This is a genomic window from Arthrobacter sp. 01T428 (assembly GCF_056398685.1).
Map to the genome: position 1 here is coordinate 76,584 of NZ_JBFTPW010000001.1, position 26,467 is coordinate 103,050.

The 26,467-nt window shown below is 64.1% G+C and carries 27 protein-coding genes and 1 tRNA gene; 17 read left to right on the forward strand and 11 right to left on the reverse strand.

Translation table 11 applies throughout. The annotated features are described in order from the left end of the window. Positions 1-111 precede the first annotated feature (111 nt). The 4 genes from exaC (at position 112) to AC1DJB_RS00345 (ending at position 4,882) form a co-directional block, all read left to right on the forward strand. Complete coding sequence (gene exaC / locus AC1DJB_RS00330) at positions 112-1,635, forward strand: acetaldehyde dehydrogenase ExaC (RefSeq protein ID WP_441432622.1); 1,524 nt, start codon at positions 112-114, stop codon at positions 1,633-1,635. Positions 1,636-1,759: 124 nt separating this feature from the next. Then, positions 1,760-2,782 carry an alcohol dehydrogenase AdhP gene (gene adhP / locus AC1DJB_RS00335; protein WP_284990979.1) on the forward strand — a complete coding sequence of 341 codons (1,023 nt, stop codon included), beginning with the start codon at positions 1,760-1,762 and terminating at the stop codon, positions 2,780-2,782. Then, positions 2,782-3,198, forward strand: coding sequence for a DUF779 domain-containing protein (locus AC1DJB_RS00340; RefSeq protein WP_059387249.1), 417 nt, complete (start codon positions 2,782-2,784; stop codon positions 3,196-3,198). The genes adhP and AC1DJB_RS00340 overlap by 1 nt, the downstream gene beginning before the upstream one ends. A 112-nt stretch (positions 3,199-3,310) precedes the next feature. Then, on the forward strand, positions 3,311-4,882 hold the full coding sequence (locus AC1DJB_RS00345) for an amino acid permease (RefSeq protein ID WP_306959028.1): 1,572 nt from the start codon (positions 3,311-3,313) through the stop codon (positions 4,880-4,882). A gap of 45 nt (positions 4,883-4,927) precedes the next feature. On the opposite strand, the gene AC1DJB_RS00350 is transcribed toward AC1DJB_RS00345, so the two are convergent. The 3 genes from AC1DJB_RS00350 to AC1DJB_RS00360 form a co-directional block, all read right to left on the reverse strand. Beyond that, entirely contained in the window at positions 4,928-5,563 is a 636-nt protein-coding gene (locus tag AC1DJB_RS00350; protein ID WP_441432621.1) for a DUF2461 domain-containing protein, read from the reverse strand. Positions 5,564-5,722: 159 nt separating this feature from the next. Next, positions 5,723-7,207, reverse strand: a complete 1,485-nt coding sequence (locus AC1DJB_RS00355) for a catalase (protein WP_441432620.1) — start codon at positions 7,205-7,207, stop codon at positions 5,723-5,725. A 7-nt stretch (positions 7,208-7,214) separates the two neighbouring features. Continuing rightward, positions 7,215-7,694 (reverse strand): Fur family transcriptional regulator, encoded by a 480-nt coding sequence (locus tag AC1DJB_RS00360; protein ID WP_059387252.1) that lies wholly within the window; start codon positions 7,692-7,694, stop codon positions 7,215-7,217. A gap of 206 nt (positions 7,695-7,900) precedes the next feature. On the opposite strand from AC1DJB_RS00360, the gene AC1DJB_RS00365 reads away from it, so the two are divergent. Both AC1DJB_RS00365 and htpX read left to right on the forward strand, forming a co-directional pair. Then, the gene (locus AC1DJB_RS00365; RefSeq protein ID WP_441432619.1) at positions 7,901-9,172 is read left to right on the forward strand and encodes an MFS transporter; all 1,272 of its coding nucleotides are present in this window, start codon (positions 7,901-7,903) and stop codon (positions 9,170-9,172) included. A gap of 154 nt (positions 9,173-9,326) precedes the next feature. After that, positions 9,327-10,196 carry a zinc metalloprotease HtpX gene (gene htpX / locus AC1DJB_RS00370; protein ID WP_284990988.1) on the forward strand — a complete coding sequence of 290 codons (870 nt, stop codon included), beginning with the start codon at positions 9,327-9,329 and terminating at the stop codon, positions 10,194-10,196. A 50-nt stretch (positions 10,197-10,246) separates the two neighbouring features. Here htpX and efeB read toward each other — a convergent pair whose 3' ends face one another. The 4 genes from efeB to AC1DJB_RS00390 form a co-directional block, all read right to left on the reverse strand. Continuing rightward, positions 10,247-11,638, reverse strand: a complete 1,392-nt coding sequence (efeB, locus tag AC1DJB_RS00375) for an iron uptake transporter deferrochelatase/peroxidase subunit (protein WP_441432618.1) — start codon at positions 11,636-11,638, stop codon at positions 10,247-10,249. Beyond that, complete coding sequence (gene efeO / locus AC1DJB_RS00380; RefSeq protein WP_441432617.1) at positions 11,635-12,846, reverse strand: iron uptake system protein EfeO; 1,212 nt, start codon at positions 12,844-12,846, stop codon at positions 11,635-11,637. The genes efeB and efeO overlap by 4 nt, the downstream gene beginning before the upstream one ends. A 35-nt stretch (positions 12,847-12,881) precedes the next feature. After that, the gene (efeU, locus tag AC1DJB_RS00385) at positions 12,882-13,736 is read right to left on the reverse strand and encodes an iron uptake transporter permease EfeU (protein WP_332602774.1); all 855 of its coding nucleotides are present in this window, start codon (positions 13,734-13,736) and stop codon (positions 12,882-12,884) included. A 303-nt stretch (positions 13,737-14,039) separates the two neighbouring features. Beyond that, positions 14,040-14,531, reverse strand: a complete 492-nt coding sequence (locus AC1DJB_RS00390; RefSeq protein ID WP_059387254.1) for a YajQ family cyclic di-GMP-binding protein — start codon at positions 14,529-14,531, stop codon at positions 14,040-14,042. A 186-nt stretch (positions 14,532-14,717) separates the two neighbouring features. On the opposite strand from AC1DJB_RS00390, the gene AC1DJB_RS00395 reads away from it, so the two are divergent. Both AC1DJB_RS00395 and AC1DJB_RS00400 read left to right on the forward strand, forming a co-directional pair. After that, positions 14,718-14,978 (forward strand): hypothetical protein, encoded by a 261-nt coding sequence (locus AC1DJB_RS00395; protein WP_306959021.1) that lies wholly within the window; start codon positions 14,718-14,720, stop codon positions 14,976-14,978. Positions 14,979-15,111: 133 nt separating this feature from the next. Beyond that, positions 15,112-15,193 (forward strand) — tRNA-Tyr (locus tag AC1DJB_RS00400). A 183-nt stretch (positions 15,194-15,376) separates the two neighbouring features. Here AC1DJB_RS00400 and AC1DJB_RS00405 read toward each other — a convergent pair. Continuing rightward, positions 15,377-15,601, reverse strand: coding sequence for a hypothetical protein (locus AC1DJB_RS00405; protein ID WP_059387272.1), 225 nt, complete (start codon positions 15,599-15,601; stop codon positions 15,377-15,379). 139 nt (positions 15,602-15,740) lie between these two features. On the opposite strand from AC1DJB_RS00405, the gene AC1DJB_RS00410 reads away from it, so the two are divergent. Next, positions 15,741-16,286: an acyl-CoA thioesterase gene (locus AC1DJB_RS00410; RefSeq protein ID WP_476909830.1), complete on the forward strand. Its 546-nt coding sequence runs from the start codon at positions 15,741-15,743 to the stop codon at positions 16,284-16,286. A 111-nt stretch (positions 16,287-16,397) separates the two neighbouring features. After that, a complete protein-coding gene (locus AC1DJB_RS00415) occupies positions 16,398-16,769 on the forward strand; it encodes a thioredoxin family protein (RefSeq protein ID WP_441432615.1) in 372 nt (123 codons plus the stop codon). Positions 16,770-16,820: 51 nt separating this feature from the next. On the opposite strand, the gene AC1DJB_RS00420 is transcribed toward AC1DJB_RS00415, so the two are convergent. Then, positions 16,821-17,099, reverse strand: a complete 279-nt coding sequence (locus AC1DJB_RS00420) for a putative quinol monooxygenase (RefSeq protein ID WP_059387275.1) — start codon at positions 17,097-17,099, stop codon at positions 16,821-16,823. 102 nt (positions 17,100-17,201) lie between these two features. Between AC1DJB_RS00420 and AC1DJB_RS00425 the strand changes: the two genes are divergently transcribed. Then, complete coding sequence (locus AC1DJB_RS00425; RefSeq protein WP_441432614.1) at positions 17,202-18,875, forward strand: AMP-binding protein; 1,674 nt, start codon at positions 17,202-17,204, stop codon at positions 18,873-18,875. 132 nt (positions 18,876-19,007) lie between these two features. Next, positions 19,008-19,970 (forward strand): hypothetical protein, encoded by a 963-nt coding sequence (locus AC1DJB_RS00430; RefSeq protein WP_441432613.1) that lies wholly within the window; start codon positions 19,008-19,010, stop codon positions 19,968-19,970. Between the two features lie 26 nt (positions 19,971-19,996). Here AC1DJB_RS00430 and AC1DJB_RS00435 read toward each other — a convergent pair whose 3' ends face one another. Beyond that, the gene (locus tag AC1DJB_RS00435) at positions 19,997-20,986 is read right to left on the reverse strand and encodes a DNA-3-methyladenine glycosylase family protein (protein ID WP_306959018.1); all 990 of its coding nucleotides are present in this window, start codon (positions 20,984-20,986) and stop codon (positions 19,997-19,999) included. A 138-nt stretch (positions 20,987-21,124) separates the two neighbouring features. Here AC1DJB_RS00435 and AC1DJB_RS00440 point away from each other — a divergent pair, with 138 nt between their 5' ends. Further along, entirely contained in the window at positions 21,125-21,532 is a 408-nt protein-coding gene (locus AC1DJB_RS00440; protein ID WP_059387279.1) for a VOC family protein, read from the forward strand. Positions 21,533-21,584: 52 nt separating this feature from the next. Here the strand turns inward: AC1DJB_RS00440 and AC1DJB_RS00445 are convergent, their stop codons facing one another. Beyond that, positions 21,585-21,893 (reverse strand): VOC family protein, encoded by a 309-nt coding sequence (locus AC1DJB_RS00445; RefSeq protein WP_441432612.1) that lies wholly within the window; start codon positions 21,891-21,893, stop codon positions 21,585-21,587. A 56-nt stretch (positions 21,894-21,949) separates the two neighbouring features. On the opposite strand from AC1DJB_RS00445, the gene AC1DJB_RS00450 reads away from it, so the two are divergent. Genes AC1DJB_RS00450 through AC1DJB_RS00465 form a run of 4 tightly spaced genes read left to right on the forward strand, consistent with a single transcriptional unit; the run spans position 21,950 to position 26,452 of the window. Continuing rightward, a complete protein-coding gene (locus tag AC1DJB_RS00450) occupies positions 21,950-23,335 on the forward strand; it encodes a cystathionine beta-synthase (RefSeq protein WP_476909831.1) in 1,386 nt (461 codons plus the stop codon). 14 nt (positions 23,336-23,349) lie between these two features. Then, entirely contained in the window at positions 23,350-24,513 is a 1,164-nt protein-coding gene (locus tag AC1DJB_RS00455) for a cystathionine gamma-synthase (RefSeq protein WP_284990999.1), read from the forward strand. A gap of 53 nt (positions 24,514-24,566) precedes the next feature. Continuing rightward, entirely contained in the window at positions 24,567-25,094 is a 528-nt protein-coding gene (locus AC1DJB_RS00460) for a winged helix-turn-helix transcriptional regulator (RefSeq protein WP_441432611.1), read from the forward strand. Continuing rightward, positions 25,091-26,452: an MFS transporter gene (locus tag AC1DJB_RS00465; protein ID WP_441432610.1), complete on the forward strand. Its 1,362-nt coding sequence runs from the start codon at positions 25,091-25,093 to the stop codon at positions 26,450-26,452. Before AC1DJB_RS00460 ends, AC1DJB_RS00465 begins: the two co-directional genes overlap by 4 nt. Positions 26,453-26,467: the final 15 nt, after the last annotated feature.

Genomic DNA, 26,467 nt, shown 5'->3' on the forward strand with positions numbered 1-26,467 from the left:
GTACTGCCCCGACGTGATCTGAACCACAAGGTTGCAACCTGCTTGCAACCTCCCCGCTCCTACGCTGATGGCACAGCAAAGCCACCATCATGCGCAGCAAAGGAGCTACAGATGACTGTTTATGCACAGCCGGGTGCCGAGGGTTCGAAGGTCACGTTCAAGGACCGTTACGAGAACTGGATCGGCGGCGAGTGGGTTGCCCCGGTCAAGGGGCAGTACTTCGAGAACATCACCCCGGTGACCGGCAAGGCCTTCTGCGAGGTGGCCCGCGGCACGGCCGAGGACATCGAGCTGGCACTGGACGCCGCGCACAAGGTGGCACCGTCCTGGGGCAAGACCTCCGCGACCGAACGCGCCGCAATCCTGAACAAGATCGGCGACCGCATCGATGAGAACGTCGAGCTGCTGGCGGTCGCCGAGACCTGGGACAACGGCAAGCCGATCCGCGAAACCCTGAACGCGGATATCCCCCTCGCGGCGGACCATTTCCGCTACTTCGCCTCCGCGATACGTGCCCAGGAAGGCCACCTGTCCCAGCTGGACGAGGACACCACCGCGTACCACTTCCACGAGCCCTTGGGCGTCGTGGGCCAGATCATCCCGTGGAACTTCCCGATCCTCATGGCTGTGTGGAAGCTCGCCCCGGCCCTGGCCGCGGGCAACGCCGTCGTCCTCAAACCCGCCGAACAGACCCCCTCCTCCATCCTGGTCCTCATGGAACTCATCTCCGACCTGCTGCCCGCCGGCGTCGTGAACGTTGTCAACGGCTTCGGCGTCGAGGCCGGCAAGCCGCTCGCCTCCAGCCCGCGAATCCGCAAGATCGCCTTCACCGGCGAGACCACCACGGGCCGGCTCATCAGCCAGTACGCGTCACAGAACCTGATCCCCGTGACCCTGGAACTGGGCGGCAAGAGCCCTAACATCTTCTTCGACGACGTCGCCGCGCAGAACGACGCGTTCTACGACAAGGCCCAGGAAGGCTTCACGCTCTTCGCCTTCAACCAAGGCGAAGTCTGCACCTGCCCCTCCCGCGCCCTGGTCCAGGAAGGCATCTACGACTCCTTCATCGCCGACGCCGTGGCCCGGACCAACAAGATCATCCAAGGCAACCCGCTGGACACCGACACCCAGATCGGTGCCCAGGCCTCCAACGACCAGCTGGAGAAGATCCTCTCCTACATCGACATCGGGAAGCAGGAGGGCGCGAAGGTCCTCACCGGCGGCGCCCGGACCGAGCTTTCCGGTGACCTCGCCGGCGGCTACTACGTCCAGCCCACCATCTTCGAAGGCCACAACCGGATGCGGATCTTCCAGGAAGAGATCTTCGGCCCCGTCGTGTCCGTCACGAAGTTCAGCGACTACAACGACGCCATTGGGATCGCCAACGACACCCTCTACGGACTCGGCGCCGGCGTCTGGTCCCGCAACGGCAACGTTGCCTACCGGGCAGGCCGGGAGATCCAGGCTGGCCGCGTCTGGGTCAACAACTACCACGCCTACCCGGCCGGTGCCGCGTTCGGCGGCTACAAGTCCTCCGGCATCGGACGCGAGAACCACGCTATGATGCTGGACCACTACCAGCAGACCAAAAACCTCCTGGTCAGCTACAACGAAAACAAACTCGGCTTCTTCTAAGCCTCATTTGACCTGGCGGGGCGGGACCAGCACAGATCCCTCCCCGCCGGCCCACCCTGGCCACCCCTCAGGAAAGCAGCACCTACACCGCACATCTAGTTTTAACGACGCAAGGATTTCGCCAATGACGACGACAATGCAAGCAGCCGTAGTAACAGAATTCGGACAAGACCTTCAGATCCAGTCACTTCCCCTTCCCACGCCCGGTCGAGGAGAAGCGCTGGTCAAGGTCATCACCAGCGGCGTGTGCCACACAGACCTGCACGCCGCCGAGGGGGACTGGCCGGTCAAGCCTTCACCGCCGTTCGTGCCCGGCCACGAAGGCGTGGGTGAAGTGGTTGCCCTCGGCGAGGGCGTCACCGACCTTGCCGTCGGGGACCTGGTGGGCAACGCCTGGCTATGGTCCGCCTGTGGCGATTGCCAGTTCTGCCGGACCGGTTGGGAGACGCTGTGCGAAGCCCAGAAGAACGCCGGCTATAGCGTGGACGGTTCCTTCGGTGAGTACATGCTGGTGGACAGCCGGTTCGCTGCGAGGATCCCGGCAGGTTCGGACCCCGTAGAGGTCGCCCCGGTGCTGTGCGCCGGAGTCACGGTCTACAAGGGATTGAAGATGACCGAGGCCAAGCCGGGCCAATGGGTCACTATTTCCGGCATCGGCGGCCTGGGACACATCGCAGTCCAGTACGCCGTGGCCATGGGCCTGCGGGTTGCCGCTGTGGACATCGCCGACGACAAGCTCGCCCTCGCCAGGAAACACGGCGCCGAGCTCACGGTCAACGCGCTGCACGAAGATCCTGCGGAAGTCATTCAACGGGAAACCGGAGGCTGCCACGGCGTCTTGGTCACGGCGGTGCACCCCTCGGCGTTCGGGCAGGCGATCGGCATGGCCCGCCGTGGCGGGACCATCGTCTTCAACGGACTCCCGCCGGGAGACTTCCCCGCGCCGATCTTCGAGATCGTGCTCAAGGGCCTGACCGTCCGTGGTTCGATCGTGGGAACACGCCAGGACCTGGAGGAAGCCCTGGACTTTTACGCGCAGGGCAAGATCCACCCGACCGTGTCCACGCGGGAGCTCTCCGAGGTGAACGCGGTCTTTGACGAAATGAAGCATGCCAAGATCGACGGCCGCGTGGTGCTGAGGTTCTAATGCCCCGCAACAGGCTTGACGCCGCAGTGACACTGCCCGGGGAAGACTTTTCCCGGGTGGCGCTCACCGCCGTTTCCATCGAACTGCTCCGGAAGCTGTGGGAGCAACACGGTCCCCTCATGTTCCACCAATCGGGTGGCTGCTGCGACGGTTCCTCACCCATGTGCTATCCCGCCGGCGAATTCATCACCGGTGATTCGGACGTTCTGCTCGGACTTTTCGATATTGGCGAGCCCGAGCGGCCGCAGCTCCTGGAGTTCTGGATGTCCCGGGAGCAGTTCAATTACTGGTCCCACACCCATCTGACGGTGGACGTAGTGGACGGCCGCGGGAGTGGGTTCTCAGTGGAATCGCCTGAGGGGAAGCGCTTCCTTATTCGTTCCACGTTGATGGATTGGAACGTCTCCAATCTCTGAAGATGGACCGTGCTTGTGTCTCACGATTCGGGACAAATGTGGGGGTCCATTGGCTGGACACTACTCTTGATGAGTCTGTTTCTACCACCTCATCAAGATTGTGGACTCTTCTATGAACCTCTTCCGGACCAAATCGATCGAGCAGTCCATTGCGGACGCCGATGAGCCCGGACGCAAGCTCAAGCGTTCCCTCAGCACGTGGGATCTGATGATCATGGGCGTCGCCGTTGCCGTCGGCGCCGGGATCTTCTCCGTCGGTGCCAAGGCGGCTGCGAACTTCGCCGGCCCGGCCGTCACGATTTCCTTCGCCGTCGCGGCCGTCACGTGTGCCTTGGCCATCATGTGCTACGCCGAATTCGCTACCGCGATCCCTGTTGCTGGGTCCGCCTACGTCTTCACCTACGCCACGATGGGAGAAGTCCTCGCTTGGATCATTGGTTGGAACCTCATCCTTGAACTCTTTACCGCTGCTGCGGTGATCGCCAAGTACTGGGGAATCTACTTGAGCAAAGTCTTTGCGCTCATGGGTGTGGATATGCCTCCGGCCGTGAACATCGCCGGCGTGGATCTCTATTGGGGCGCTTTCCTGATTGTCGCGATCTTCACGGTGCTCCTGGTGCTTGGCACGAAGCTCTCCGCACGGGTGGGCAACGTGTTCACGCTGATCAAGATCGCCGTGGTGCTGTTCGTGATTGTTGTCGGGTTCACCTACGTGAAGTTCTCCAACTACGCGCCCTTCGTCCCGGCATCGCAGCCTACCGGGGGCAACGACGGCGCGGATGTCATGAAGCAGTCCTTCTTCGGCTTCCTCACTGGTGCGGTTCCGGCGCAGTACGGAACGCTGGGCATCTTTGCCGGCGCAGCGTTGGTGTTCTTTGCCTTCATTGGCTTCGACGTTGTCGCCACCTCAGCGGAAGAGGTCAAGAACCCGCAGAAGACCTTGCCACGGGGCATCTTCGGCGGCCTGGCGCTGGTGACGCTGCTGTACATCCTGGTCTCCCTGGCCCTGACCGGCATGGTGTCTTACACCCAACTGGCCGAAGCCAAGAACCCCACCCTGACCACGGCCTTCGAGGCGGTTGGAAACACCGACGCGGCCAAGGTCATTGCGTTTGGCTCGCTCATCGGTTTGACCACCGTCATCATGGTGCTGCTCATGGGCCTGGCCAGGGTGGTCCTTGCCATGAGCCGTGACGGCCTGCTCCCGCGCGCGCTGTCCAAGACCAGTGCCAAGCGTTCGACGCCGGTCCGCCTCCAGATCATCTGCGGCGCTGCCGTGGCAATCGTCGCTGGCCTGACCAACGTGGATCTTCTCGAGGAAATGATCAACATAGGTACCCTTTCGGCCTTCGTCATGGTGAGCCTGGGCATCCTGGTCCTGCGTAAGAAGCGTCCAGATCTGAAGCCGGCTTTCCGGGTTCCGTTCGGCAAGGTGCTTCCCGTGGTCTCTGCCGTCCTGTGCGTCTACCTGATGACAAACCTGGCAGTGGAGACCTGGATCTTCTTCGCCATCTGGCTGGCAATCGGACTTGCCATCTACTTTGCCTATGGACAGCGCCACTCCCGCTTGAACGAGAAGTTCGCATCGGCGAAAGCCGCTGTGGCCGGGAACGCCGCTATGTCCGACAAGGCCGCGGCTTCCGACAAGAGCGGCGACGACGAAGACAGCCTCAGCAAGGTTTGATCCCGGGACCGGGCTCACTGCTTGGCTAGATTCACGGCCCTACGCTTACGGCGCCGCGTGTTCGTTGACCCATTCCACAAGCGGGCGCAGTACCTCCCAACGCTTGGCGATTTCTTCTTTGGCCGAGGGCTTGGACATCCATTCCGGTTCGCCCAAGGTCATGCCTGCGGACAACGACTTGTGCTTCAGAAGCTCGGCCCGGGGATGGTCTTTGTCGAAACCACGAGGCACGGTCTTGAGCTTCTCGCCTTCCACCGCGAAACCTGCCCCGGCGATGGAATCGACGATCTTCTGCAGTTGCTCCCCGCTGGCCGGCGAATCCGTGGCTGCGCGGAAACGGGCAATCTGCTCCGGGGTGCGCGAGTGGCATCCACCCCCGACCAACAGGCCGTCTGCACTGAGCTGGAGGTAGAAGCCGACGCCCTCCTTGTCTGCCGCAAACGCTCCCTGTGCCGTCTTGTAGGGGGACTTGTCCTGGGAAAAACGGATATCCCGGTTCGGACGGAACACCTTGCCCGGCCCGAATCGTGGCTCAAGCTCGTCCAATAACAGCGTCAATGGCTCCTTCACGGCGGAGTCGTAGATGTCTTTGTGCTCCAGCCACCATTCGCGGTTGTTGTTCTCTTCAAGTTCGGCATAGAAGGCGATCGCCTCTGCGGGGATCCCGGTAAATGTGCTCATGTAAGGATCCTATGGATCACCATGCCGAACTAGCCAGAGCCACCGCTTGCTATGTGGAAAACCCGCCGAGGAACGCTAAACAAGACCCGCTATTCATGCCATAAAAAGCAACCCCGCCACGTAAATTCCGTAGCGGGGTTGCTTCGTTGGAGGCCGTTGTTACAGCTTGTTGGCTGCTTCCGCGGCCGACTCGCCTTCGCCCGCGCCGAGGTTGGCGCGCAGCTTGGCACCGAGTTCGGCGTCCACGTTGGTCCAGTACTGGATGGCGCGTTCCTTGATGTGGGCGCTCTTGACGCCACCGACGGCGCCGGTGATGGTGTCCAGCAGACGGGCCTTGGCGCCGTCGTCGTACACCTCGCGATAGAGCGCGCCGGCCTGGACGAAGTCGCCGTCCTCGGCGTGCAGGGAGTGTGCGGAGAGCGTCAGCTCGCCGTCGTTCTCCCAGCCGCCGGCCGGGTTCTGCGGCTCAACAGCAGCCGGGCCACCCACGGAGTTCGGTGCGTAGACCGGAACCGAAGGAGCGTTGAACAGGTAGCGTCCCGCGCCGTCCTGGCTGTAGTTGTTGACCTGGTTCTTCGGCTGGTTTACCGGGATCTGGGCGTGGTTGGTGCCCACGCGGTAGCGGTGTGCGTCAGCGTAGGAGAAGATGCGGGCTTGCAGCATCTTGTCCGGGGAGGCGGCGATGCCCGGAACGAAGTTCGACGGCGCGAAGGTGGCCTGCTCGATCTGCGCGAAGTAGTTTTCCGGGTTCTTGTTGAGCTCCATGGTGCCAACGTGGATCAGCGGGTAGTCCGCGTGCGGCCACACCTTGGTGAGGTCGAACGGGTTGAAGCGGTAGGTCTTCGCGTCCTCGTAAGGCATGACCTGGACGTGCAGTTCCCACGACGGGAAGTTGCCGGCGGCAATGTTCTCCTGGAGGTCGCGGATGTAGAAGTCCGCGTCCGAACCGGCCAGCTCTTCAGCCTGGTCGCCCGTGATGGTCTTGACGCCTTGGTTGGACTTGAAATGGTACTTGACCCAGAAGCGCTCGCCCTCGGCGTTGATCCACTGGTAGGTGTGCGAGCCGTAGCCCTGCATTTCACGCCAGGAAGCCGGCAGGCCGCGGTCGCCCATGAGCCAGGTGACCTGGTGTGCGGACTCCGGGGAGAGGGTCCAGAAGTCCCACTGCATGTCGGCGTCGCGCAGGTGGGTGCCCGGGAGGCGCTTCTGGGAGTGGATGAAATCCGGGAACTTGATGCCGTCGCGGATGAAGAACACCGGGGTGTTGTTGCCCACGAGGTCGTAGTTGCCCTCGGAAGTGTAGAACTTGACGGCGAAGCCGCGGGGGTCGCGCCACGTGTCAGGGGAGCCGTTCTCGCCTGCGACGGAGGAGAAGCGGATGAGCATGTCCGTCTCGACACCGGGCTGCAGGAAAGCAGCCTTGGTGTACTTGGAAACATCCGAGGAAGTCTTGAAGGTACCGAAAGCGCCGCCGCCCTTGGCGTGGACAACACGCTCCGGGACGCGCTCGCGGTTGAACTGGGCGAGCTTTTCCACCAGGTAGTGGTCGGTCAGGATGATGGCACCATCGGCACCAACGGACTTGGAATGCGCGTCCGAGGTGACGGGGGCGCCCGACTGGGTGGTCGAGATGTTCGCGGTCATCGTTCTCCTATTTCGTGGTTACTTGCGTGTGAGTAGGAAGCTGTTGTTTGGCCTGGCAGTCCTGGCAGATGCCTTGGTACAGGACGTCTGCGATCTGGATGGTCATGGGTTTGGAGTGCTCATCCCAGTGCGGGGTGAGGCAGGGGGCATGGCCGACGGCACAGTCGACATCCTCCACCCGGCCGCAACTGATGCAGACGGCGTGGTGGTGGTTGTCGCCCACCCGGGTCTCATACAGCGCGGGAGAGTGGGGCGGTTCGAATCGTCGCAGCATCTGTAGGTCCGTGAGGTCGCTCAGCACCACATAAACAGACTGCGCTGTCAGTTCGGGAAGTTCCTTGCGCGCGGCAGCCAGGATGCCTTCGGCCGGGGAATGTGGATTGTGCTGAACGGCAGCAAGAACCGCAAGACGCTGCTTGGTCACGCGGCGTCCGTGGGAATGCAGGGCGGAAGCCCACGCTTCCTGGTCTGCCGTGTGATCTGCCATACGCCCATTGAAGCACTTATTATGAGTACTTCACAATAAGGTGAGGCTAACTTCGGATGAACCCGCCGACGGCGGGCGGCACTCGGGCACGACGGCACCCCGCTCGCGGCCCGGACTCGGGCCCGACGGCGGACCGCACCGCAGCTGCGAACCCTGCCCCCGCGGCGCTCCGGGAGGGCGGATGGCTTGGTGGGTAGGGTTGGACGGTGGCAAAACTCCTGGCTGACATGACCCCGCTTCGCGAAAGCCCCGCATTCCGCCGCCTGTGGCTGGGGTCTTCGGTGTCGATGGTCGGATCCCAGCTGACCCTGGTTGCCGTGAGCCTCGAGGTCTACAGCATCACCCAACAGAGCCTCTACGTGGGACTGCTCAGCATCTTTGCCCTGGTTCCGCTGGTGGTTGCGGGCTTGTTCGGCGGCGCCCTTTCGGATGCCTATGACCGGCGGACGGTCGCCATTGTTGCGTCCCTCGTCCTGTGGGCCTGCAGCGTGGCCCTGGCACTCCAGGCCTGGTTCCAGCTCAACAATGTCTGGATCCTGTTCCTCCTCGTCGCTATCCAGAGCGGCGCGCAGGGCATCAACGGACCGGCACGCAGCGCCATTATTCCCTTGCTGGTCCGCAAGGAACTGCTGCCCGCCGCCAACGCGTTGAGCATGCTCAACATGGGCATTTCCATGACGGCAGGCCCCCTGCTGGCCGGTGTGCTGGTCGCGTCGAGCGGTTTTGGCTGGACCTACACGATCGATGCGCTCAGCTTCGCCTTCGCGCTGTGGAGCCTGTTCAAGCTCCCGGCCCTTCCCGCGGCGGAGAACGCGTCGGCACCCGGGCTGCGCTCCGTCGTCGAGGGCTTCCGTTTCCTGGGCACCCGGCCCAACCTTCGCATGACGTTCATCATCGACCTCATTGCGATGATCTGCGCCCAGCCCCGTGCCCTCATGCCCGCGATCGGAGCCACGATGATCGGGGGCGGTGACACCACTGTGGGTGTGCTGCTCGCGTCCGTGGCCGTCGGCGCCTTCCTGGCGGGACTGTTCTCCGGGCCCCTGGGGAGGGTGCGGCGCCAGGGGAGCGCGGTGGTGTGGTCCGTCGCCGGATGGGGCTTCTCCATAGCGGCCTTCGGGCTGGTGGTGGTCCTGGCCGGGGACGCAGGGCGCGATGGCGTCACGCTGTGGATCATCCCGGCGGCCTTGTGTTGTGCCCTTGCCGGGATCTCGGACTCCGTCAGCGCGGTCTTCCGCACCACCATCCTGCAATCGGCCACTCCGGACCACATGCGGGGACGGTTGCAAGGCGTGTTCATTGTGGTGGTTTCCGGTGGTCCGCGCGTGGGGGACATGCTCGCCGGTGGAGTCACGAAAGTTCTCAGCGAGGGCTGGGTGCTGCTCCTCGGCGGCGTGCTGTGCGCAGTGCTTGCCTGGCTGGTGGCGCGCGGTCAGCGTGGATTCCTCCAGTACGATTCGCTCCACCCGGTGCCTTAGCCCGGACCCAGCCCCGCGCCCAACTAGCCCGCAGTTGTTGTCGTTATGGCGGCTCGGAACGACAACAAATGCGAGCTAGTTGGGCGGAACGTCCGGGCCGCCGTCGGCGTTAATCGGAACAGAACCAAAAGCCGTACTGCAAGAAAGTAGTGAAGTGCATAATCATCACAATGGCCTGAAGACCGCAGCGCTCTTCGGTGTGCTCTGGGCGGTGCTGCTGGGTCTTGGTGCCGTGATCGGTGTGGGCACCCGCAGTGCGTCGCCCATCTGGATCATGGCAGTGATCGGCGTCGCGACAACGGCTTATGGATATTGGAACAGCGACAAGATCGCCATCCGCTCCATGGCCGCGTACCCGGTTTCGGAAGCACAGGCTCCGCAGCTGTACCAAATCGTCCGGGAGCTCTCCGTGCGGGCCAACCAACCCATGCCGCGGATCTACGTTTCTCCGACCATGACCCCCAATGCCTTCGCCACGGGACGCAATCCCAAGAACGCCGCCGTGTGCTGCACCGCGGGGATCTTGAACTTGCTCGACGCGCGCGAACTCCGCGGCGTCCTCGGGCATGAACTCATGCACGTCTACAACCGCGACATCCTCACTTCGTCCATCGCGGCCGCCGTCGCCGGCGTCATTACTTCGGTGGGCCAAATGCTGCTGTTCTTCGGCGGCGGGGACCGGCGGAACGCCAACCCGTTTGCCATGATCGCCATGGCCCTCCTGGCGCCGTTTGCCGCCTCGCTGATCCAGCTCGCCATTTCCCGCACCAGGGAGTACGACGCCGACCACGACGGCGCGGAGCTCACCGGCGATCCGCTGGCGCTCGCCTCAGCCCTCCGCAGGATCGAAGCAGGCGTGAAGCAGGTGCCGCTGCCGCAGGATCAGCGCCTCGTGAATACTTCGCACCTGATGATTGCCAACCCGTTCCGCGGCGGTGCCATGACCAAGCTGTTCGCCACCCACCCGCCCATGCGTGAGCGCATCGAGCGGCTCGAACGGATGGCCGGACGGCCGCTTTCCTAGCCAGCGGTCCGGTAGATCGCCCTACCGGCCGCGTCCGACGACGGGCGGCTTCATGCGAACAAGCCCTCACCAATGAAGCCGCCCGCCTTGATGCCCGGAGGCACCGCGAACAGGCCGGAGCCCGTGTGCTTGAGGTACTCCAGGGCCAGCTTGTCGCTCTTCGCCATCATCATCTGCATGGGCACGTAGTGCGTCCGCGGGTCCTTGACGAAGGCGATGAAGAACAGGCCTGCATCGAGGTGGCCGAGCCCGTCCGAACCGTCGGCGTAGTTGTATCCGCGGCGAAGCATCTTCACGCCGTTGTTCTGGTCCGCGTGGGCGAGGCGGACGTGGGAATCGATGGGAATCAGCGGCTCGCCATCGCGGCCCTTGATTGCGAAGTCCGGCACCGTGAATTCTTCCCCTCCGGACAACGGCGCTCCGGCACCTTTCGTGCGGCCGATCAGCCCTTCCTGTTCGCGGAGCGAGGTCCGGTCCCAGATCTCGATATGCATCCGAATCCGGCGGGAGACAAGGTAGCTGCCTCCCGCCATCCACGCTTCACCCGGGCGGGTTCCGGCGGTGGCCCAGACGTGCTCGTTGAGGAGTGCCGTGTCTTCCGACTTCAGGTTGGCCGTGCCGTCCTTGAAGCCGAAGAGGTTGCGCGCAGTCGTTTGGGCCCGTGAGGTGGACGAGGTGCGGCCGAACCCCAGCTGGGACCAGCGGACGCGCACCTTGCCGAAGCCGATGCGTGCGAGGTTCCGGATCGCGTGCACGGCGACCTGCGGATCGTCGGCGCAGGCCTGGACCACAATGTCGCCGCCGGTACGCGCGGCCTCGAGGGCATCGCCGGGGAAATGCGGCAAGTCGATCAGGGCATCGGGCCTGCGGCCCTCCAGCCCGAAGCGCGGCTTGCCGTCCTTTTCGAAGAGGCCCGGGCCAAAGCCGAACGTCAACGTCAGCTTGCCGGCCGCCAGATCGAGGGCTTCCCCGGTGTCTTCAGGCGGCGCGTCGTAGGGGCCGTCGACGGCGCCAGTCGCGCCGGTCGTGCGACCGGTGGTCATGGCTTCGGCCGCGGCGGTCCAGTCCTTCAGGAGCTGGATCAGTGCGGCGCGGTCCTCAACCGTCACGTCGAAGGCAGCGATGTGGAGGCGATCCTGGGCGGGAGTGATGATCCCGGCCTGGCGCTCGCCGTAAAAGGGAACCACGTCGCTCGCAGCACTGGCCGGGGCCGCCTCAGCTGCCACTGCGTCATGGCTGAGGTACCCGGCGGCAAGGCCTGCCACTGCACCGACACCGCCCACGCCGGCGAGGGAGAACAGTCCGCGTCGGGACATGCCGCGCTTGCCGTCGTCGTCCTTGGCAGCGGACGCAACGGCCGCATTGGCCGGCCCGACGGCGGCAGCCTGGGTCCCGCCGTCGGGCGCCTCAGCGGTCTCGTGGTTGAAAGGGCAGCCGCTCACAGGACCGCGGCTGAGGTGAGCTTGGACAACGGCTCTCCCAAGGCGTCGACCAGCGCGGCGAGCTGCTGGACCTCGGCGGGGCTGAGTTCGTTGTAGTACGCGAAGCCGTCACCCTTGGCGTGCTTCTTGAGTTCGGCCTCAAGGGCAGCGAACTTCCCGTCGAGGCTCGTGGCCAGGGCCGGGTCTTTCTGCGCGAGCGCAGGCTTGAGGTTTTCGAACGCTATCCGCGCGCCGTCGATGTTGGCCTGGAAGTCCCAGAGGTCGGTGTGGGACCAGATTTCTTCCTCGCCTGTGACCTTGCCGCGCGCGACTTCGTCCAGGAGTTCCTTGGCTCCGTTGCCGAGCTTGTCCGCGGAGAGCACCACTGTGCGGGTGCGCTTGCCGAGCTCCTCGGTGTCGGAAACGAGCTGCGTGGCGATTTTGGCCCGCTCGGTGGCCGTCAGCGCTGTGTAGCCCGACGGCGGGAACAAGTCCTTCTCCGCGCGGTGCCAGCCGGTCCATTCCTGGCCCGGTTCAAGGTCGGCTTCGCGGGCGTCGAGTTTGGGGTCGAGGTCCCCGAAGGATTCCGCTACGGGTTCGATCCGTTCCCAGTGCATGCGGGTTGCGGCGTACAGTTCGCGGGCCTTCGTTACGTCGCCCGCCGCGTAGGCATCGGCGAAGGCCTTGGTGCCGGTCACAAGCTGCTCAGTCTGGTCTTTGACGTACGCCGTGTACTGCTGGACCCCAGTGTCCACAAGCTTCTGGAAATCGGCATCGACGCCGGTCTTGTTTCCGGAGTCCGTGACCTCAAAGGCGGCACGGATACCGTCGCCCTGCATGCCGGGCTTGCAGGCGGTGGTGTACTTGCCCGCGGGAGCAGTGACCACCAGGTTGCGGGTCAGGCCGGGACCGATGTTCTCCACTTCGCCGACGATCCGCAGGCCGTCCTCTGCGAGGAGGTAGAACTCGGTAATTTCAGTGCCGTCGTTCTTGACCGCGAAGCTCAGGTTGCCGCTGGGGACGCTGCCCGTGGAGACTTTGCATTCGGTTTTGGTGCTGGTGACTTGGATCGGTCCGGCGGAGGCGCTGGCGCCTGGCGTCTTTGCGTTGTCCGTGCAGCCGGTGAGGACGAGCGGCACCGCGGCAGCAGCGGCGACGAGGGCGAGGGACGTCCGGCGGCGTGAAGCCGTTGTGGGCAGGGACATTTTGGGCAGGGGAGTGCCAGGCATGGGGGTTTCCTTCTGTTGTGGGGTGCGGGAAGCTTTTAGGCAGCGTTGGCGGCTTGGGCCGTGGGGGCGTTGCCGGTGGACTGTTGCGGCGAGGAACCGTTGGTGCGGATGTAGAAATAGAGCACAGGGATCACGTACAGCAGCCAGGCCCCGGCTTCGAGCCACGTGGTGGCCGGGGACAGGTTGAGGGTGCCCTTCAGCAGGGTGCCGTACCAGGATGACGGCGGGATGGCCGCGGAGACGTCGAAAGCGAGGGTGTGGAGCCCCGGCAGGATTCCGGCTTCCTGGAGGTCATGGATGCCATAGGCGAGCACACCGCCCGCGATCACGATGAGGCCGACTCCGGTCCAGGTGAAGAACCGCGAGAGGTTGACCTTGAGGACGCCGCGATGCAGCAGGTATCCGAGCCCGGCAGCGACGGCCAGGCCGAGTAGCGCGCCTAGCAGCGGCTGCGACGACTCGCCGGCGGCCTGGGCAGCAGCCCAAAGGAACAGCGCAGTCTCAAGTCCTTCGCGGCCCACCGCCAATGCCGCCACCACCACGAGGCCCCACGCGGCGCCGTCGGCCATCTTGTCCACTTGCGACTTCAGCTCGCCGCCGAGGCTGCGGGCGGTGCGCGCCATCCAGAAGACCATCCAGGTGACGAGCCCGACGGCGGCAATCGACAATCCGCCCCCGATCGCCTCTTGCGCGGCGAAAGTCAGTCCCTGCGGACCGAAGGTGAGCAAGGCGCCGAAGGCGATGGATACGGCCACGGCGATGCCGACGCCGGCCCACAGCCGGGGGAGCAGCGAGCGGCGTCCGGTCTTGACCAAGTAGGCCATGAGCAGGACCACAACGAGGGTGGCTTCAAGGCCCTCGCGCAGGCCGATCAGGAAGTTCGCGGTCATGTGGAATCCTTCGTTAGGGGAGCCACACTTAGGCTCACCTAAGGAAGTACAGTACCCGCTGGAAGTGATTGCGCAAAAGAAACGTGTCGTAATTATTTTGGGGTGGATGTCACGCGCTGCAATCTTTTGACCTCCGAGGATCGGTGCAGTCGCGGAATCCCGGGGCCTTCGCCAGGCCTCGGCCCCAAAAGGCTGCGTGGAGTGACGCGCCTGTCTCCGTTAACGACGACGGCGCGTTGCCCCCTGAGCGGGCAACGCGCCGTCGTCGTACTTCCGGATGGCGGCTTGGGCCGCCGCGAAGTCCTAGCTGCGGAAGTTCACGAACTGGAGATCGGCCTCTTCGAACTTCTTGAGGATGTTCATGGTCTCCTGCAGGTCATCGCGGGACTTCGAGGTGACGCGGAGCTCGTCGCCCTGGATCTGGGACTTGACGGACTTAGGGGCTTCGTCACGGATGATCTTGTTGATCTTCTTCGCGATGTCCTGGGCAATGCCCTCCTTGATGGAGCACTCCAGGCGGAATTCCTTGCCGGAGGGGTAAGGCTCGCCCTGGTCGAGGGACTTCAGGGAGATGCCGCGCTTGATGAGCTTGGACTGGAACACGTCCAGGACAGCGAGGATGCGGTCCTCCGAGTTGGCCTTCATGAGGATCTTCTCGCCGCTGAAGTCGATCTCAGCGCCGACGCCCTTGAAATCGTACCGCTGGGCGATTTCCTTCTGGGACTGGTGGAGCGCGTTGGCGACTTCCTGCTTGTCTACCTTGCTGACGACGTCGAATGTGGATTCGCCTGCCATGACTCTCCTTGTGATCGTTGGGGGTGGCCCGGAAACGGGCGGTTTTGTCTGCCATCCAGCCTAGTACGGAAGCGCCCGGCGTGTGCTGAACGTTCACAGTTCGCTCACAGCACACGCATGGCCGGAACTGAGACTGCCCCGACAGAGTTGTATCAGTTTGAAGAGCCCGTCCTGAAAAGGAGCACCATGAGCAACCAGGCCGTCCGCTACGTCACCAAGTCAGCCGCTGCCGCCGCCGGTTCAATCGGAGTCGCTGCCGCCACGGCCGCAGGCGCGGTTGCAGCCGCAGCGCTCGCCGCCTCCGTGGTCCTGAGCCCGGTCCCGGACGCGGCGTCGCGGATGGATGGCGTCCACGCGGACTTGTTGCGGGCCGTGCAGCTCAACCAGATCACCCTTGAGCAGGCGGCCAGTTTCGAGGCCAAACTTGCAGGACGGATACTTGGTTAGCCTGAGATTTCCGCCGATTTTGTGGCCTCGAGGGCTCGATTCGATTCTTCGGCAGAAGTTCTGTAAGGTTGTCTTGCTCGCGCTTACCGGATCGGAAACGAACCGATGATCGGGAGTGACTTCTTTGAAGTTCGGCAGATTACCCGAGCGGCCAAAGGGGGCTGACTGTAAATCAGCTGGCAACGCCTACGGGGGTTCGAATCCCTCATCTGCCACAAAATTAAATCCCCGGAACCACATGGTTCCGGGGATTTTTTTGTCCGTGTTTTCTGGGGAGGCCCCGTTCGACGCGCGCGGGGCCGTTCGACGCGGAAAATCCTTTGCGCGGCGCTGGTGGATTCTCGACGCACGAATTCCGGTGTCGACAGGGATTTTGCGTGTCGAAAACGAAAGCCCAGTTAGCTCGCGCTGCCCGGCTCCAGCCAGTAACCGTCCTGGTGATGGACGAGTTGCCGGCCCAGGCCTCCGGACAACTGGATCCAGAGCGTGCTGCGATCCTCGGTCATGCCGTCCAAGGTGCCTACGATCCTGTTGCCGCGGGTGTCCTGCAACACGAGCTCCTGGTGGAGCGGAAGTTCCGGCCACACCTCTGCGTGTGGCCTGATGGTTTGGGTGGTGCTCACGGGATCTCCTTGGTGCCTTCTGCAATTTGTTTTCAGACATTCTTCCCGCGGCATGTGAACCGGCGGTAAACGACATGCCACGTAGCGACACACAAAACGGGGCTGTCCCGAAATGTTACTGGGGAGTAACATTGCGGTTATGCATTTGCTTCTCCGAACCCTCTTGCTCTTGTTCACCTCGTCCAGGCGGAGCCGGCTCAGCGTTTGGGGCACGTCTTCCTTGCCCATGCGAGTGCTGCCCACGGACATCGACATTGCGATGCATGTCAACAACGGCATGTATTTCTCGCTGATGGATCTTGGACGCTTCGACCTCATGGTGCGCGCGGGGATCTGGCAAAAGATGCGCAGACGCCGCTGGAGCCCCGTGGCAGCTGGGGAGACGGTCGCGTTCCGGAAGTCGTTGCAGCTCTGGCAGCAATACACCATCGAGTCCAAGATCATCGGGCTCGATTCGAAGGCGATCTACTTTGAACAACGAATGGTGGCCGACGGCGAGATCTACGCCCGCGCGCACATCGCCACAAGGCTTGTCGCCAAGGGCCGGCCCGTGAGCCAGGAGGAAATCCTGGCCGAGTTCGGCGAGCCCCCCGCGGACCTCGAGCTTCCGGAATGGATCCACGAGTGGCGCGAGAGCAACGCGCTCCCCGGTGCCAGGAAGGCCGCCCCGCACCTCTGGCACTAGCCGACGGTACCGGGCGGCCCCAAACGAGCTGCCCGGCGTCGTGCTTTATTCCCGGTTTGCCGGGTAGCGAACAAGCGCGACTTAGGCGGTGCGGTCGCGTACCGTGGAAGCATGGCTACAGTTGACATCACCGGCGAGCAGTTCGCATCGACCATCGAGGGCAATGACATTGTCCTGGTGGATTTCTGGGCTGCGTGGTGCGGCCCTTGCAGGCAGTTTGCCCCCACATACCAGGCCGCTTCCGAGAAGCATGACGATGTCTTCTTCGCCAAGGTGGACACCGAGGCCGAGCAGCAGCTGGCCGCCGAAGCCGGTATCTCCTCGATCCCCACGCTCATGGCCTTCCGCGAAAAGGTCCTCGTGTTCTCCCAGCCGGGCGCACTGAACGGACCACAGCTGGAGCAGGTCATCGAGGCCGTCAAGGGTCTCGACATGGATGAGGTCCACGCGCACATCGCAAAGCAGCGCGCCGAAAACCCCTAGCAAACGCCATCGGCTGTTGCCCACTTTCCAGTGGGCAACAGCCGATGCTAGTTAGAGGCGCTCGAGCTTCACCGGCTCCGCGAGCAGGGCGCTGAGGGATTCGTTGAGGTCCTGGACGGCGATGCCCTTGGAATGGGTGTCGAGGTGCTCCTCGGATGCCCACTGTTCGGTCAGGACCAGCTTGTCCTCGTTGGCTTCGGTGAGCTCGTAGCGGATGCAGCCGGGTTCGTTGACCACTTCGTCGATCGCGATTTCCAGCGCGAGCTTGACGCGGAAGAATTCGCCGTCGTTGGGGATGAACGTGGCCTGCAGGTCAATGGGTGCACTCATGGGATTCACATTACCGGCTGGCCCGCCAAGGCCCTGAAATATTTTGTAGGACTTCCAAGCAAAAGTCTTCTCTTGGCCCCCCGGAGTTGGTAGCGTGCGTTCATGCTTTCCTACACAGCCGGGGACACTGACGTCCCGCTGCTTGAAGAGACCATCGGCGCCAACTTCGAACGCGTCGCGGCGCGGTTTCCGTTGCGGGACGCGCTCATCGAAGCCGCCGTGGTGCCGGGCGATGAGGCCAGGCGCTGGAGCTACGAAAAACTGAACGACGACGTCGATCGCCTCGCGCGTGCGCTGCTCGCCATGGGCGTCGCGAAGGGTGACAGGGTAGGCATCTGGAGCCCGAACTGCGCCGAATGGACCATCCTGCAATACGCCACGGCGAAGGTCGGGGCGATCCTGGTCAACGTCAATCCGGCCTACCGCAGCCATGAACTCGAATTCGTGGTCCGCCAGAACGGCATGCGGATGCTGGTGGCCGCGCCATCGGACAAGAACAGTGACTATGTGGCCATGGCCCGGGACGCCTTGACCAGTTGCCCTGAGCTTCGGGAGCTCGTGTTTCTTCCCGATCTGGGACTGGACATGCTTAACGCAGGCGAACCGCAAACTGACGCCGAGCTGACGTACGCCGAACTGCTCAAGCGGGCGGACGACGTCGTCCCCTCAGCGCTCAAGGCTCGGATGGCGGAGCTGGACCCGCACGATCCCATCAATCTGCAATACACCTCGGGGACCACGGGCTTCCCCAAGGGCGCCACCCTGACGCACCACAACATCCTCAACAACGGCAACCAAATCGGCAGGCTGTTGGGGTACACGGAACGCGACCGCGTGGTCCTTCCGGTGCCTTTCTACCACTGTTTCGGCATGGTCATCGGGAACCTGAACGCCCTGAGCTTCGGCGCGGCCACCATCATTCCCGGCCGCGGATTCACCCCGGCCGCAGCGCTGGAAGCCGTGCAGGATTTTGGCGGGACCTCGCTGTATGGCGTGCCCACCATGTTCATCGCCGAGCTGGCTTTGCCGGATTTCGCGTCCTACGACCTCTCGACGCTGCGTACCGGCGTCATGGCCGGCTCACTATGCCCTATCGAGGTCATGGAGCGTGTCATCGCCGAGATGAACATGCGGGACGTGGCCATTTGCTACGGCATGACCGAGACTTCTCCCGTATCCACCATGACCCTCGCGGCCGACACCCTTGAGCAAAGGACCACGACTGTAGGGCGCACGATGCCCAGGCTCGAGTCCAAGATCGTGGATCCGGGCACCGGCGAAACCCTGGAACGCGGAGGGATCGGCGAGCTGTGCACGCGGGGCTACGCCGTGATGGCCGGGTATTGGGGCCAGCCGGAGAAGACAGCCGAGGCCATCGACGACGACGGCTGGATGCACACCGGCGACCTCGCCCGGATGGACTCGGACGGTTTCATCATCATCGAAGGCCGCATGAAGGACATGGTCATCCGCGGAGGGGAGAACATCTATCCCCGCGAAATCGAGGAGTTCCTGTATCGCCATCCCGCCATCCAGGACGTCCAAGTCATCGGGGTGCCTGACCCCAAGTACGGCGAGGAGTTGATGGCGTGCATCATCCTCAAACCGGGAGCGGCTTTGGACCTGGAAGGGGTGCAGGAGTTCTGCCGAGGCAAACTGGCCCATTACAAGATCCCCCGCTACGTCGACATCAGGGAGAGCTTCCCCATGACGGTGTCCGGCAAGGTGCGCAAGATCGACATGCGCGAAGAAGCGATCGCCCGCCTCGGACTCTAATTCCAACGCGGGGTCACTTACGGCCCATGTTGGGCGGCAACATGGGCCGTAAGTGACCCCGCGTTGGCTTGCTTGGAAGTCAGCCTGTGGATAACTCCTTGCCGGGGTCAAACTGCGGACAAACTGGATCCCATGGTCCGCATCATGCCGCTGCCGGAGGAACTTAGTAACCGTCCTTTCACGGTCTATGAATCCCGCGTGCTTGGCGTCGCTCCGAAGCGGCTCCGGGCCAGGGATATGTCCGACGGCGGGCGGCTGATCTACTTGCCTGCGGGTCGTGACTTTGAGTTTGCCGAACAGGCGCGGGTCCTTGCCGCGGCAACACCGGGCGCCTGGGTGTCCCATGAGAGCGCCGCGGTACTGACCCGGCTCGGCCTTCCTCCGTGGCTGGGCGACTGCGAGACGGTCCACCTGAGCAAGCCCCATGAGCTTCCCCGGGTCCGCCGGACCGGGGTGACGGGGCACCGAGTCCGTGTCCTCCAGGGCGAAGTCACGGAGATAGGCGGTATCCCGGTGTCCTCCCCGTCCCGGACGTGGCTTGACCTGGCGCATCAGTTGCCGCTGCGGTACGTGATTGCCATGGGCGATCAGCTGATCCGTAGGCCTCGGCCTGGCCTTGAAGGAAGGACGGAGGCCTACGCCACCAAGGAAGGATTGCGGCTCCTGATCCGGCAGCATCCGAACATGAAAGGCGTGGAGAAGGCCCGGCTTGCCCTTGAAGACATGCGGGTTGGAGCAGATTCGTTTCCGGAGACATTCCTGCGGCTCGCAATGTCGGAGGCGCGATTGCCTGAACCGGAACTGCAGCTCCGCCTCGACCCGGACGATCCGTGGTCGCCGTCCGCGGACCTGGGGTACCGGCGGTTTCGGATCGCCGTGCAGTACGACGGCGCACCACATCTCACGCGGGAACAGCAGACACGGGACAACCGGAGGGACGAAGCGTTCACCAATGCCGGCTGGTCCTACTTCAAGGCCAACGCCGATGATCTGGCCGAAGGGTTCTCTGGCCTGATTGTCCGGATCAAACGCGCGAAACTCCGAACGCGGGGTCACATACGGCCCATGTTGGGCGGCAACATGGGCCGTAAGTGACCCCGCGTTGGAGGGCGTTGGTGGCGTTAGTGTCCTCGGTGGTCCTGGATGGTCATCCGTGGTCCGAAGGTCGGCTTGCGGAAGCCGCTGAGCCCCAGCATCCGGACTACCCGCTGGCGGTGCCCACGCCACGGTTCCAGGAGGGCGATCATTCCGGCGTCGTCCGTCTTCCTGCCTGTGAGCGCATAACCGACGTACGAGGCCAAATGGTAGTCGCCCACCGCGATCGAATCAGGGCAGCCATGGGTCCGCTGGACCACCTCGGCGGCCGTCCAGATGCCGATGCCCGGGATGGTCTGCATCTTTGCCCCGGCTTCAACCGCGCTGAGTGAGGCGAGCCGTTCAAGCGCGACGGCGGATCGCAGCGCCCGCATGACCGTCGCCGAACGCTGGGGACCCACGCCTGCCTTGTGCCATTCCCACGAAGGGATGGCTAACCATTGGGCGGCGGTCGGCGCCACGAGCAGCCCCGAGGGGCCCGACGTCGGGAGGCGGCCTGCGCTTGGCGCTGCGGTGCCGAACCTGTACATCAGGTAGCGGTAGCCCCGGCGGGCTTCGATAGTGGTGACCTTTTGCTCAAGAATCGTGGGCACGAGGGAGTCCACCACACGGCCGGTGGTAGGCAAACGGACGGTGAGGTTCCGGCGTCGGGCTTCCCGGACCATGCGCGGAAGGGTGGCATGGAACGCAGCGTCATCAAAGCCGGACCAGTCGTCCCCGCTCCCCAACAACGCAGGCACGGAGGCAATGGCGGAGCCCGCGCCGGGGCCCCACGCCTGGGCATCGACACGGGTGTCTTGGCCGGTTCCCGCGGCGGTGAGTCGCAATGTGACCGGGCCATCCGGCGTCGTGAAGGCCATCCACACCCCGTCCTGCCGTGCAGCGAAGGACGGATCGCCGTTGCCGCGCATGAGGATTCCCACGGTCTGCAGGAGGTCGAAGGGGCCGCCGGGGTGCCATCGCACTGATGCGTCGGCCGCAGCCGCTGCGGCGGGTGGGGCATCGACGATGGTCATTCATTCATGGTCGCATGCTCGTGTGACAACACTCGAAAAGAGCCGCGCTCAAGCCCTTACGCCGCGAAACCCACACGACTAGACTCCACGTGTGGCGCGGGGCGTCTGCGCCTTCCATGACAATCTCAGGAGAACGCAATGGCCGGTGTAGTGCATTTCGAGATCCCCGCGGACGACAAGGAGCGGGCCAACACATTCTACCAGGGTGCCTTCGGCTGGATGCTCAACCCCATGCAGGAAATGGACTACACGATCGCCATCACCACGCCTTCGGACCCACAGACGGGCATGCCGAGCGCGCCAGGGGCCATCAATGGTGCACTGTTCCCGCGTACAGAGGAATTGAAGACGCCCATCATCACCGTTGACGTCGAAGACATCGAGGCTTCGCTCGGCCAAATCGAGAGTGCGGGCGGTTCTGTGGTCAAAGGCAAGGATGCTGTTCCGGGCATGGGTTACTACGCCTATTTCAAGGACACCGAAGGCAACATCCTCGGCCTCTGGCAGACGGACTCTTCGGCAGGAGGCACTGCACCGGCAGAGTGAATGGGTTGCTCGGGACGGCCCTTTACGCGGAGCTGGCCCTACGCTCCCGAAACTACTCTCCGAAGCGCCCGCGGGACTCCGCCGGAATCAGCGGGTTCTCGGCCCGGACCTTGAGTTCCTGCACCGTCCACGTGTTGCCGTCCGGATCGCTGAAGCCGAAGAACGTGCCGCCGTCGCGCTCGTCGAAGACGGTGATTTCGCTGGCCTCGACCCCGCGGCCGAGCAATTCCTCGCGTGCGGCGCGGGCATCCGCGACCACAAGCTGAAGGCCCCGCATGGAACCCGGCGCCATCTCGCTCTGCGCCGGCAAGTCTCCGACGACGATCGAGCATCCGGAGCCCGGCGGAGTCAGCTGTGCCACGTGCTGAGTCCTCCGCTGCACCGGAGCAGTCCCGACCAAGCGGTAACTTGGTACCTATGAAGTACGCCCAGTCCGTCCTGGACCTCATTGGCAATACACCGCTCATCAAGCTCAACCACGTGACCGGGGACATCAAAGCCACCATTCTGGTGAAGCTTGAATATGTGAATCCCGGTGGCTCCATCAAGGACCGCATCGCGGTGAAGATGATCGAGGAAGCGGAGCGGGACGGAAAGCTCAAGCCGGGCGGAACCATCGTGGAACCGACCTCGGGCAATACCGGCGTCGGACTCGCCCTGGTGGCCCAGCAAAAGGGCTACAAATGCATCTTTGTTGTCCCGGACAAAGTGGGCGAGGACAAGCGTGCCGTACTTCAGGCGTACGGCGCCGAAGTTGTCGTGGCGCCTACTTCCGTGGCCCCGGACAGCCCGCAAAGCTACTACAGCGTCTCCGACCGGCTCGTGTCGGAGATCCCCGGAGCCTACAAGCCGGACCAGTTCTCCAACCCCGCAGCCCCCGGCAGCCACTACGAAACCACCGGGCCCGAGATCTGGCGTGATACCGACGGGAAGATCACCCACGTCGTGATCGGCGCCGGGACGGGCGGCACCATCACCGGCACCGGGCGCTACCTCAAGGATGTGTCCGCCCAGCGGCCGGAGTCCGACGGCGGCCGCGTCAAGGTCATCGGCGCGGACCCGGCAGGCTCGGTCTACTCGGGCGGCACGGGGCGGCCCTACTTCGTGGAGGGCGTCGGCGAGGACATGTGGCCGGCCAACTACGACAAGACTGTGCCGGACGATGTCATCGCCGTCAGCGACGCCGACTCCTTCGAGATGACCAGGCGCCTGGCCCGCGAGGAAGGACTCCTGGTAGGGGGTTCCTCGGGCATGGCAGTGGTTGCCGCGTTGCAGGTGGCCAAAGACCTTGGCGAGGAAGCCGTCGTCGTCGTGATCCTGCCGGACTCCGGCCGGGGCTACCTGGCGAAGATCTTCAACGACAAGTGGATGCGTTCCTACGGCTTCCTCTCCGGCGGCGAGGAAGCCTCGGTGGGCGAGGTCCTGAAGTCCAAGACCGGCGAAATGCCGGACCTCGTCCACATCCATCCCAACGAGACCGTCCGCGATGTCATCAACATCATGAACGAATTCGGGGTTTCGCACATCCCGGTCCTCTCGCAGGAGCCGCCCGTGGTCATGGGCGAGGTGCTCGGCGCTGTCGATGAGCGCACGCTGACCTCCAAGCTGTTCCGTGGCGAGGCGAAATTGACCGACAAGATCTCCGAGCACATGGGGGAGCGCCTGCCCGTGATCGGCTCCCTGGAGACCATTTCCGCCGCACGCGAGCTGCTGTCCGACGTCGACACCGTCATGGTGACGTTCGTTGGAGCTCCCGTGGGGATCCTGACCCGCCACGACCTTCTCGCCTACCTGAGCAACTGACACTAGGAGTTCATATGTCTGCAAACGAAGCAGGATTCAACACGCGTGCCGTCCACGCCGGCCAGGCGTTCGAACCGCGCACCGGCGCCGTGGTTCCGCCGCTGCACTTCAGCTCGACGTATGCCCAGGACGGCATAGGCGGTTTGCGCGACGGCTACGAGTATGGCCGCGGCGGCAACCCCACCCGAGATGCGCTGCAAGAACAGCTCGCCGCGCTCGAAGGCGGCACCCACGCCTTCAGCTTCAGCTCGGGCCTCGCAGCGGAGGACTCACTGATCCGTGCTGTTGCCCGGCCCGGCGACCACATCGTCCTCGGCAACGACGCGTATGGCGGAACCTACCGGCTCATCAACCGCGTGCTCGGTGAGTGGGGCATCGGCAACACACCAGTGGACATGTCCAACCTGAACGCCGTTGCCGCGGCCGTCGCGGCGAACAAGACCCGCATCGTCTGGGTGGAAACGCCTTCCAACCCCATGATGAAGATCACCGATATCGAAGCGCTCGCCAAAGTTGCGCACGACGCCGGTGCCCTCCTGGTGGTCGACAACACCTTTGCGTCCCCCTACTTGCAGACCCCGCTCGCCCTGGGGGCCGACGTCGTGGTCCACTCGACCACCAAGTACATCGGCGGCCACTCGGATGTGGTGGGCGGGGCGATCGTGGTCAAGGACGCCGAACTGGCAGAGAAGATCGGCTTCGTGCAGTTCGCTGTCGGCGCCGTGTCCGGACCCATGGATGCGTTCCTGACCACGCGTGGCCTCAAGACGCTCGGCGTGCGCATGGACCGCCACAGCGAGAACGCCCAGGCCGTGGCCGAGTGGTTGCTGGAGCGCCCCGAGGTTGAAGCCGTGCTGTATCCGGGGCTGCCTTCCCACCCGGGCCACGAGCTCGCGGCCAAGCAGATGAAGAAGTTCGGCGGCATGATTTCCGTGCAGTTCAAGGGCGGCGAAGCCGCGGCCCGCAAAGTTGCCGAATCCACCCAGGTCTTCACTCTGGCCGAGTCCCTGGGCGGCATCGAGTCCCTCATGAACTATCCCTCGGAGATGACGCACGCTTCGGTCAAGGGCACTGAGCTGGCCGTGCCTGTCAACCTGATCCGGCTTTCCTGCGGCATCGAGGACGTCGAAGACCTGATTGCGGACCTCGAGCAGGCGATCGGCAACATCACCGACTGAAAACCCCTCCAAATCACCTAGCTTTCTTTAGGAAAGCCAGCTAATCTCGAACCATGCCCTTACGATCCGATTGGTCCGAGCGGACGTGCAGCCTGGCGCGCGGCCTCGATATCCTCGGCGACCCTTGGGGAAGCCTGGTGCTGCGGGAGGTCTTCTTCGGCAACGGCCGCTTCGACGCCATCAAAACCCGCCTCCACATCGCAGACAACGTCCTCAGTAAAAGACTGGGCTGGCTGGTCGAGGCAGGCCTCCTTGTCCAACGGCCCTACCTGGACGGCGCCCGCACGCGCCAGGAGTACGTCCTCACCCCCAAGGGCGAAGATGCTTTGCCGGTCTTGAACGCCATCATCATCTGGTCCGAAAAGCATCTCGATGCGCCGGCGGACAACGCCCACATGCGCGTGATCCACAACGGCTGTGGACTGCCGACGGCGTCGGCCGATACGTGCTCCCATTGCGGGTCCCGCCTGACCGCCGCCAACACCAGTTGGCATAGCCTCACGCGATCGGAACACCCCATGGCCCTGGCCACCGCCCCCGCCCGACGCGACCTCCTGGACGAATCGGAGCCCTCCGCATGACCGCACCCAATCCCACCGAACTTTCCGCCGGCAAACCAGCTGGCAAGACTCCGCGGAAGCGGCGCCTCCACCCCGCCTGGATGGTGGCCGCCGTCGCGTTCCTGGCCCTTGTGGGCGCAGCCGGATTCCGTGCAGCCCCCGGTGTGCTCATGGTGCCGCTGCAACAGGAATTCGGCTGGTCAACAACCGTCTTGTCGCTCGCAGTCAGCATCAACCTGGTGTTGTTCGGGCTCACGGCACCGTTCGCTGCGGCGCTCATGGAACGCTTCGGCATCCGCACCGTCACCGCGATTGCCCTTTGCCTGATCGGTCTCGGCTCCGCCCTGACGGTGTTCGTCAACCAGTCGTGGCAGATCCTGCTGACCTGGGGCGTCCTGATCGGGCTGGGCACCGGCTCCATGGCCTTGGTTTTCGCGGCCACCATCGCCAATACGTGGTTCTCCAAGAACCGCGGACTCGTGATCGGCATCCTGACGGCGGGCAGCGCGGCCGGGCAGCTAGTGTTCCTGCCCTTCATCGCGGTGCTTGCCCAGAGCCCGGGCTGGCGCGGCGCGTCGCTCCTCATCGCAGCGGGTGCGCTTGCCGTAGTGCCGCTCGTGCTGCGCTGGCTGAAGAACTCACCTGCCGACGTCGGGGTCCAGCCCTACGGAGCCGAAGAAGACCAAGCGACGACGGCGGAGCCCGCCCCGGTCCCGGAAGTCGCCAACGCGGAAGGCGCCAAGACGCCCAACGCAGCCGTGCGCGCACTGCAGGTCCTCAAACGCGCCAGCAAAGTGCGCACCTTCTGGGCCCTGGTTGCCGGTTTCGCCATCTGCGGTGCTACCACCAACGGCCTGATCGGCACCCACTTCATCCCCTCGGCGCACGACCACGGCATGCCGGAAACCACCGCGGCGGGCCTGTTGGCCGTCGTCGGGATCTTCGACATCGTGGGCACCATCGCCTCCGGTTGGTTGACGGACCGCTTCAATCCCAAGGTGCTCCTGGCTGTGTATTACCAGTTCCGCGGGGTTGGGCTGTTGGTGCTGCCCGTGCTTCTGGGCTCCACCGTGCAACCGAGCATGATCCTGTTCGTAGTGGTGTACGGCCTGGACTGGGTGGCCACCGTGCCCCCGACGGCGGCCATCTGCCGGAAGGTGTTCGGCGCGGACGGCTCGGTGGTGTTCGGGTGGGTCTTTGCCGCGCACCAGCTCGGGGCCGCTGCGGCCGCGTTGCTCGCGGGTTACATCCGCGATGCCACTGGCCACTACACCTACGCATGGATCGGCGCCGCAGCGATGTGCACGGTGGCCGCCGTCATCAGCGCCACCATCCGCAAGGAGGCGGGAAAGAAGGAACCGGTTTCGGTCGGAGCCTAGCTCGCTGGGCTGGTC